Annotated in this window: 8 protein-coding genes; all 8 read left to right on the plus strand. The window is 64.5% G+C overall.

Annotated features, from left to right (window positions below; all coding sequences use genetic code 11):
- Window positions 1–1,064: 30S ribosomal protein S1 (locus QM712_RS35825; RefSeq protein WP_415027865.1), on the plus strand; the 1,064-nt coding region annotated here is incomplete at its 5' end.
- A 233-nt stretch (window positions 1,065–1,297) separates the two neighbouring features.
- On the plus strand, window positions 1,298–2,278 hold the full coding sequence (sppA, locus tag QM712_RS35830) for a signal peptide peptidase SppA (protein ID WP_415027866.1): 981 nt from the start codon (window positions 1,298–1,300) through the stop codon (window positions 2,276–2,278).
- A gap of 181 nt (window positions 2,279–2,459) precedes the next feature.
- Window positions 2,460–2,765, plus strand: coding sequence for an integration host factor subunit beta (locus QM712_RS35835; RefSeq protein WP_008539997.1), 306 nt, complete (start codon window positions 2,460–2,462; stop codon window positions 2,763–2,765).
- 68 nt (window positions 2,766–2,833) lie between these two features.
- A complete protein-coding gene (locus QM712_RS35840) occupies window positions 2,834–3,226 on the plus strand; it encodes a LapA family protein (RefSeq protein WP_415027867.1) in 393 nt (130 codons plus the stop codon).
- A 66-nt stretch (window positions 3,227–3,292) separates the two neighbouring features.
- Window positions 3,293–3,952, plus strand: coding sequence for a phosphoribosylanthranilate isomerase (locus QM712_RS35845; RefSeq protein WP_415027868.1), 660 nt, complete (start codon window positions 3,293–3,295; stop codon window positions 3,950–3,952).
- Window positions 3,949–5,166: a tryptophan synthase subunit beta gene (gene trpB / locus QM712_RS35850; protein ID WP_415027869.1), complete on the plus strand. Its 1,218-nt coding sequence runs from the start codon at window positions 3,949–3,951 to the stop codon at window positions 5,164–5,166. Before QM712_RS35845 ends, trpB begins: the two co-directional genes overlap by 4 nt.
- Window positions 5,163–5,999, plus strand: a complete 837-nt coding sequence (trpA, locus tag QM712_RS35855) for a tryptophan synthase subunit alpha (RefSeq protein ID WP_415027870.1) — start codon at window positions 5,163–5,165, stop codon at window positions 5,997–5,999. The genes trpB and trpA overlap by 4 nt, the downstream gene beginning before the upstream one ends.
- Before the next feature lie 110 nt (window positions 6,000–6,109).
- The coding region (locus tag QM712_RS35860) for an acetyl-CoA carboxylase carboxyltransferase subunit beta (RefSeq protein WP_415027871.1) at window positions 6,110–6,650 on the plus strand (541 nt) is incomplete at its 3' end.

The raw sequence follows: 6,650 nt of genomic DNA on the forward strand, positions 1-6,650 counted from the left end.
ATTACGGTGCGTTCGTTGATCTCGGCGGCATCGACGGCCTGCTGCACGTCACCGACATCGCGTGGCGCCGCGTCAACCATCCGACCGAGGTGCTTTCGATCGGTCAGACCGTGAAGGTCAAGATCATCAAGATCAACCACGAGACGCACCGTATCTCGCTGGGCATGAAGCAGCTGCTGGACGATCCGTGGCAGGGCATCGAAGCCAAGTACCCGCTGGGTGCGCGCTTCACCGGCCGCGTCACCAACATCACCGACTACGGCGCGTTCGTCGAGCTCGAGCCGGGCATCGAAGGCCTGATCCACGTCTCCGAAATGTCGTGGACCAAGAAGAACATGCACCCCGGCAAGATCGTTTCGACCTCGCAGGAAGTCGAAGTGCAGGTGCTGGAAGTCGATTCCGTCAAGCGCCGCATCTCGCTCGGCCTCAAGCAGACCATGCGCAACCCCTGGGAGGTCTTCGTCGAAGGTCACCCGACCGGTTCGGTGGTCGAGGGCGAAGTCAAGAACAAGACCGAGTTCGGTCTGTTCCTGGGCCTCGAGGGCGACGTCGACGGCATGGTCCATCTCTCCGACCTCGACTGGAAGCTTCCGGGCGAGCAGGTGATCGACAACTACAAGAAGGGCGACATGGTGAAGGCCGTGGTGCTCGATGTGGACGTCGAGAAGGAGCGTATCTCGCTCGGCATCAAGCAGCTCGAAGGCGACCCCTTCGCCGAGCCGGGCGATGTCAAGAAGGGCGCGGTCGTGACCTGCGAAGTGCTCGAAGTGAAGGAAAGCGGCATCGAGGTGAAGATCGCCGGTACCGACTTCACCACCTTCATCAAGCGCTCGGAACTCGCGCGTGACCGCAACGACCAGCGCGCCGAACGCTTCGCCGTCGGCGAGAAGGTCGATGCCCGCGTGATCCAGTTCGACAAGAAGGCCCGCAAGGTCCAGGTGTCGATCAAGGCGCTCGAAGTCGCCGAAGAGAAGGAAGCCATCGCGCAGTATGGCTCCTCCGATTCGGGTGCGACGCTCGGCGACATCCTCGGCACCGCGCTCAAGAACCGCGACAGCAAGTAAGCGAAACGCCTGTTTCGCGAGACATCGAAGCCCCGGCGCGAGCCGGGGCTTTTTTGTTGCGGCCTTCCCGTCGTCGTCCCGGAGAGCGTAGCGGGGGACGGAGATCAGGGCGCTCTGCTCGTGCCCGGACAGGCCTTCATTTCTTCAAATTGCGCCGCAATTGATGTATCCAGATAAGGCGATAGTCATGCTGTGACGGCATAACGCGCCCGGCCTTACTTGGAGATATGTCGATGTCGCTCGATTCGGACATCATCGTCGACCGCCGCAGGATTCGCCGCAAGCTGACGTTCTGGCGGGTCGTGGCCGCTCTGATCGCGGTCGTGGCGATCGCCGGCTTCGCGCTGATCGTGACGCCCGGCGTGCGCGGCACCTTCGCGTCCGCCGGCTCGATCGCGCGGGTCCAGATCGAGGGCCTGATCCGCAGTGATTCCGACCGCACGCAGGCGCTGGAGCGGCTGGAGAAGTCGCAGGCCGCCGCCGTCATCGTCCACATCAACTCGCCGGGCGGCACCACCGCCGGCTCCGAACAGCTCTACGACTCGTTGACACGGCTGAAGGCGAAGAAGCCGCTTGTCGTCGTGGTCGAAGGTCTTGCCGCGTCAGGCGGCTACATCACCGCGATCGCGAGCGATCACATCATCGCCCAGCAGAGCTCGCTGGTCGGTTCGATCGGCGTGCTGTTCCAGTTTCCGAACGTCGCCGAGCTCCTGAAGACCATCGGCGTCAAGGTCGAGGAAGTGAAATCCTCGCCCCTGAAGGCCGCGCCCAACGGCTTCGAGCCGACCAGCCCGGAAGCCCGCGCCGCGCTCGACGCGCTGGTGAAGGACTCCTACGCCTGGTTCAAGGGTTTGGTCAGGGAAAGGCGTGGCATGGATGACACGCAGCTCGAAAAAGTCGCCGATGGCCGTGTCTTCACAGGCCGCCAGGCGATCGATCTCAAGCTGATCGACCAGCTCGGGGACGAGAAGACGGCCGTGACCTGGCTGGAGGAGCAGAAGGGCGTCAAGAAGGGGCTTCCCGTGCGCGACTACAAGCTCCAGCCCCGCTTCGGCGACCTGCCGTTCCTCAAGACCGCCGCTGTGATTACCCTGGAAGCGCTTGGTTTCGGCTCGATTGCGCATCAGATCGGGCAAAGCGGGGTCGCGCAGGCGGTCGATCGGATCGGAATGGATGGAATGCTGGCGCTGTGGCAACCGGCGGCATCGAACTGACCGGAATCGGCTGGATTGGGCGAGTCTGCAGGGTCTTTCCCGTTTGACGGGTATCGTGACAGCCCCCTTTTTCGGCATTTGTCACGCATTTTCACGGCGCTCTATCTTGATTTAGCGTCTTGACAGATCAAGGCATTTTCACGGAAATGGTTGTCCGCACGTTCCCGGGTCCTATCTCTCGATGATCAAATCCGAACTTGTTCAGCGTATCGCCGAGCACAACCCGCATCTGTACCAGCGGGATGTCGAGAACATTGTGAATGCGATCCTCGAAGAGATCGTGGCTGCGCTCGCGCGCGGCGATCGCGTCGAGCTGCGCGGTTTCGGCGCCTTCTCGGTGAAGCATCGCCCCGCACGCGCCGGCCGTAATCCGCGCACCGGCGCTCACGTGCCCGTCGATCAGAAGAGCGTTCCGTTCTTCAAGACCGGCAAGGAAATGCGCGAGCGTTTGAACCGCGATCATCCGGATCCCGGCGCAGCCGACTGAGGCCGACGTCAGGATTTGCAGCCGCCGCTCCGATGCGGCCGGAAGCTTGATTCAAGGCAGGCAGCGAGATGCGAAAGTTCCTGACCGCGCTGATCGTGATTCCGCTGGGCCTGATCCTGGTGACCTTCGCGGTCGCCAACCGCCACTTCGTCACGGTCTCCTTCGATCCCTTCATGACGAACGATCCGACGTGGTCGATCACGCTGCCGCTGTTCCTGGTGCTGATCCTGGTGGCCGCGCTCGGTGTCCTCGCCGGCGGTTGTGCCGTCTGGTTCGGCCAGCGGCACTGGCGGCGCGCGGCGCGCCGTCTCGAGGCGGATGCGCGGGCCGTTCGGGGCGAGCTGGCCGGTCTGCGGGCCCAAACGGCCGCAGCCAAGCCCGAGTCCCGCAGTCTGTCCGTCCCCGCCGGGGTGGGCCTTTACGGGCCCGTCGGGCGAGACAAGCAGCGCGCGACGTTGTAGAAGCGGCCGCAACCCAAAATCCGGTTTTCCGGCCGCCGGCGTGCGGCCTTCACCTGCTTTGAGACCATGTCCCTGCTCGTCAAAATATGCGGCCTGTCCACGCGCGAGACGCTCGAAACGGCGCTCGAGGCGGGGGCCGACATGGTGGGGTTCGTGTTCTTTCCGCCGTCGCCGCGGCATCTCACCCTGGAGCTCGGTCGCGACCTCGGCCGCCAGGTGAAGCGGCGCGCGCTGAAGGTCGCGCTCACCGTCGATGCCGACGACGCCACGCTCGACAACATCATGGACGCGCTGTCGCCGGACATCTTCCAGCTTCACGGCAAGGAAAGCGTGGCGCGGCTGCGTGACATCAAGCAGCGGTTCGGCCGACCGGTGATGAAGGCGGTGCCGGTCGCCACCGCCGCCGATCTCGCCGTGCTGCCCGGCTACGCCGCGATCGCCGACCGCATCCTGTTCGATGCACGTGCGCCAAAGGACGCGACCCGCCCCGGCGGCCTCGGCGCACCCTTCGATTGGCACCTGCTCGAAAATCTCGATCTGAAATTGCCCTACATGGTTTCGGGCGGGCTCCATGCCGACAACGTCGCCGAGGCCCTTCGCGTCACCCGCGCCGGCGGTGTCGACGTGTCCTCCGGTATCGAGAGCGCCCCCGGCGTGAAGGATCCGGAGCTGATCAAGGTCTTCATTCGCGCCGCGCGCGCCAGTCAAGAGTTGAGCGTCCGATGAACATCGCCAAACCCAATTCCTATCGCAGCGGTCCCGACGAGCGCGGCCATTTCGGTATTTTCGGCGGACGGTTCGTCGCCGAAACCCTGATGCCGCTGATCCTCGATCTGGAGAAGGCCTACACCGCGGCCAAGGCCGATCCCGCCTTCCAGGCCGAGATGAACGGCTATCTCAAGGACTATGTCGGCCGGCCCTCGCCGCTCTATTTCGCCGAGCGTCTCACCGAGCATCTCGGCGGCGCGAAAATCTACCTGAAGCGCGAGGAGCTGAACCACACCGGTTCGCACAAGGTCAACAACGTGCTCGGCCAGATCATGCTGGCGCGGCGGATGGGCAAGAAGCGCATCATCGCCGAGACCGGCGCCGGCCAGCATGGTGTCGCCACCGCGACGCTGTGTGCGCGCTTCGGCCTCGACTGCGTCGTCTACATGGGGGCTGTCGACGTCGAACGGCAGCAGCCGAACGTCATCCGCATGGAGATGCTTGGCGCGAAGGTTTTCCCGGTGCAGTCGGGCACGCGCACGCTGAAGGACGCCATGAACGAGGCGCTGCGCGATTGGGTGACCAACGTGCACGACACCTTCTACTGCATCGGCACGGTGGCGGGCCCGCATCCCTATCCGACGCTGGTGCGCGACTTCCAGTCGATCATCGGCAACGAGACCAGGGCGCAGATGCAGGAAGTCGAAGGCCGCCTGCCGGATTCGCTGGTCGCCTGCATCGGTGGCGGCTCGAATGCGATGGGCCTGTTCCATCCGTTCCTGGATGATTCATCGGTCGAGATCTTCGGCGTCGAGGCCGCGGGCCACGGCTTGACGCAATTGCATGCGGCCTCGATCGCGGGCGGCCGTCCCGGCGTGCTGCACGGCAATCGCACCTATCTGCTGATGGACGCCGATGGCCAGATCCAGGATGCGCATTCGATCTCGGCCGGTCTCGACTATCCCGGCATCGGCCCCGAGCATTCCTGGCTGCACGAGATCGGTCGCGTCAATTATCTCTCCGCGACCGACGACGAGGCGCTCGCGGCATTCCAGCTGCTGTCGCGGCTCGAAGGCATCATCCCCGCGCTCGAGCCCGCTCACGCCATCGCCAAGGTGATGGAGCTCGCGCCGAAGCGGCCCAGGGATCACCTGATGGTCGTCAATCTCTCCGGCCGCGGCGACAAGGACGTCCCGCAGGTCGGCGACATCCTGAAGGGCAAGACCAAGTGACCACGCGTATCGACACCCGTTTCGCCGAGCTGAAGAAGCAGGGCCGCGCGGCCTTCGTCACCTATGTGATGGCCGGCGATCCCGATCCGGCGACGTCGCTCGAGGTCGTCAAGGCGCTCTCGAAATCCGGCTCCGACGTCATCGAGCTCGGCATTCCCTTCACCGATCCGATGGCGGACGGCCCCTCGATCCAGGCCGCCGGGCTGCGCGCGCTCAAGGTCGGCATGACGCTGAAGAAGACGCTCGATCTCGTGCGCGACTTCCGCAAGGACGACGAGGTCACGCCGCTGGTGCTGATGGGTTACTACAATCCGATCTACATTTACGGCGTCGACAAGTTCCTGGCCGATGCCAAGACGGCCGGTGTCGACGGCCTCATCATCGTGGATCTGCCGCCGGAGGAAGACGACGAACTGTGCATTCCCGCCCTGAAGGCGGGGCTCAACTTCATTCGCCTCGCAACCCCGACCACCGACGACAAGCGCCTGCCTGCGGTGCTCGCGAACACGTCGGGGTTCGTCTATTACGTCTCGATCGCCGGCATCACCGGCGCGGCGGCAGCGGACGCGAACGCCGTCGGTGACGCCGTTGCGCGCATCAAGCGGCACACCAGGCTGCCGATCTGCGTCGGCTTCGGCATCCGCACGCCGGAGACGGCGCGCGCCATTGCCGAAAAGGCCGATGGTTCGGTGGTCGGCACCGCGTTGGTCGATGCGCTCAAGAACAGCCTCGATGCGGAAGGGCGGGCGACCGCCAAAACCGTTAATGCCGTGGCTGAGTTGACGGCGGCCCTGGCCAAGGGCGTCAGGGCTGCGAAACAGGCGGTTGGATAGGCCATAATTCCGCTGCTCGGGCAGGCGACACGGCGGCTTGCCGGTCGACGGCCCGGCCGCCATATATTCCTTCAGGCGATCCCCAGGGGATTCGCACATCGGAGCAAACCATGAACTGGCTTACCAATGTGGTCCGGCCGAAGATCCGCAACATGCTGCGGCGGGAGACGCCGGAGAATCTGTGGATCAAGTGCCCGGATTCCGGACAGCTCGTGTTCTACAAGGACGTCGAGGCCAACCAGTTCGTCATTCCGGGTTCGAACTATCACATGCGCATGAGCGCGGTGGCGCGCTTGAAGTCGATCTTCGACAACGAGACCTGGTTCGACGTCGCATTGCCCGACGTGACGCCGGACCCGCTCAAGTTCCGTGACGAGAAGAAGTACGTCGACCGCATCAAGGATGCGCGTGCGCGTACCAACCTGAACGACGCGATCAAGGTCGGCTACGGCAAGCTCGAAGGCTCCGCCGTCGTCGTCGCCGTGCAGGATTTCGACTTCATGGGCGGCTCGCTCGGCATGGCGGCCGGCGAGGCGATCGTGCGCGGGCTCGAGCTCGCGGTCGAGAAGAGTTCGCCCTTCATCGTCTTCGCCGCCTCGGGCGGCGCGCGCATGCAGGAAGGCATCCTGTCGCTGATGCAGATGCCGCGCA

The sequence above is a fragment of the Bradyrhizobium sp. genome (genome assembly GCF_047605465.1).
In the GTDB taxonomy this organism is placed as follows: Bacteria; Pseudomonadota; Alphaproteobacteria; order Rhizobiales; family Xanthobacteraceae; genus Bradyrhizobium.

Bases quoted from the DNA above. Each gene is read 5' to 3' on its own strand.
- sppA (WP_415027866.1), top strand. From the start codon at position 1,298: ATGTCGCTCGATTCGGACATCATCGTCGACCGCCGCAGGATTCGCCGC.
- QM712_RS35835 (WP_008539997.1), top strand. From the start codon at position 2,460: ATGATCAAATCCGAACTTGTTCAGCGTATCGCCGAGCACAACCCGCAT.
- QM712_RS35840 (WP_415027867.1), top strand. From the start codon at position 2,834: ATGCGAAAGTTCCTGACCGCGCTGATCGTGATTCCGCTGGGCCTGATC.
- QM712_RS35845 (WP_415027868.1), top strand. From the start codon at position 3,293: ATGTCCCTGCTCGTCAAAATATGCGGCCTGTCCACGCGCGAGACGCTC.
- trpB (WP_415027869.1), top strand. From the start codon at position 3,949: ATGAACATCGCCAAACCCAATTCCTATCGCAGCGGTCCCGACGAGCGC.